Annotated in this window: 2 protein-coding genes; both read right to left on the bottom strand. The window is 60.9% G+C overall.

Features of this window, described 5'->3' with window-relative positions:
• Positions 1–24: 24 nt before the first annotated feature.
• Positions 25–372, bottom strand: a complete 348-nt coding sequence (gene tnpB / locus AAIL68_RS17465) for an IS66 family insertion sequence element accessory protein TnpB (RefSeq protein WP_347141058.1) — start codon at positions 370–372, stop codon at positions 25–27.
• The gene (locus AAIL68_RS17460) at positions 369–776 is read right to left on the bottom strand and encodes a transposase (RefSeq protein ID WP_347141057.1); all 408 of its coding nucleotides are present in this window, start codon (positions 774–776) and stop codon (positions 369–371) included. The genes tnpB and AAIL68_RS17460 overlap by 4 nt, the downstream gene beginning before the upstream one ends.
• Between the last annotated feature and the right edge of the window lie 85 nt (positions 777–861).

Raw genomic sequence — 861 nt, 5'->3', positions numbered from 1 at the left:
CGCTGTAATGGTGTGCTTAATAGCCTACCCGCTCTGCATGGGACGCCATGTCTTTTGCGGCATTCGCCAGTCGATCCCTTCCACGAGCATGGAGAGCTGAGCGGGGCTGAGACTGACTTTCCCTTCCTTGGCGGCAGGCCAGACAAAGCGTCCACGCTCGAGGCGCTTCAGAAAGAGACATCCGCCCTGTGAATCCCACCAAATGATCTTCAAAAGATCACCCCGACGCCCACGAAATACGAACAGATGACCGGAATAGGGGTCCTCCTCCAGAACCTTCTCGGCCTGCGCCGCCAGCGTGTTGAACCCCCGCCGCATGTCCGTGACGCCGGCCGCCAACCAGATGCGCGTGTTGCTCGGCACCGGGATCATGACAGCAGCCCCTGAACCAGCCCCAGAACCGCCGCCAGGCTGGTTGGGCCTTCCACCAGGATCCGCCGGCCGTCGGAGAGCGTGACATCGACGCGCTGCGCGAGCGGCTGAGTATCCGCCGGTCGGTGTGTTCCGACGACATCATTCGTCAAATGCGAGGTCGTGGCCGAAACCGAGACTTCCACCGGCAGGAAGGTATGGCTATCTTCGACAGTCTCTGGCGACTTGGCGCCGGTGGGTGAAAACCGTGGATCCCGCAGCCAGGTAAAAAGCAGGTTCGAGTTCATCGAATAGCGCCGCGCCACCTGTGCAACGGATACGCCCGACGCCCGTGTTTGCAGGCAGATCGAGCGTTTCTCCTCGTCAGACCAGAACCGCTTCTTCTGCCCCTTCGTGCCCGCCATCGAGTGCCTCAAGATGTCCATTATCAACCATGGACATTATCAAGCGCCGGCTTTCACCGTCAGGGCAGGCACACCGGACGGATAC

This window comes from Paracoccus sp. SSK6, assembly GCF_039770665.1.
GTDB lineage: Bacteria > Pseudomonadota > Alphaproteobacteria > Rhodobacterales > Rhodobacteraceae > Paracoccus.
This window is presented reverse-complemented; position numbering and strand designations above follow the sequence as displayed.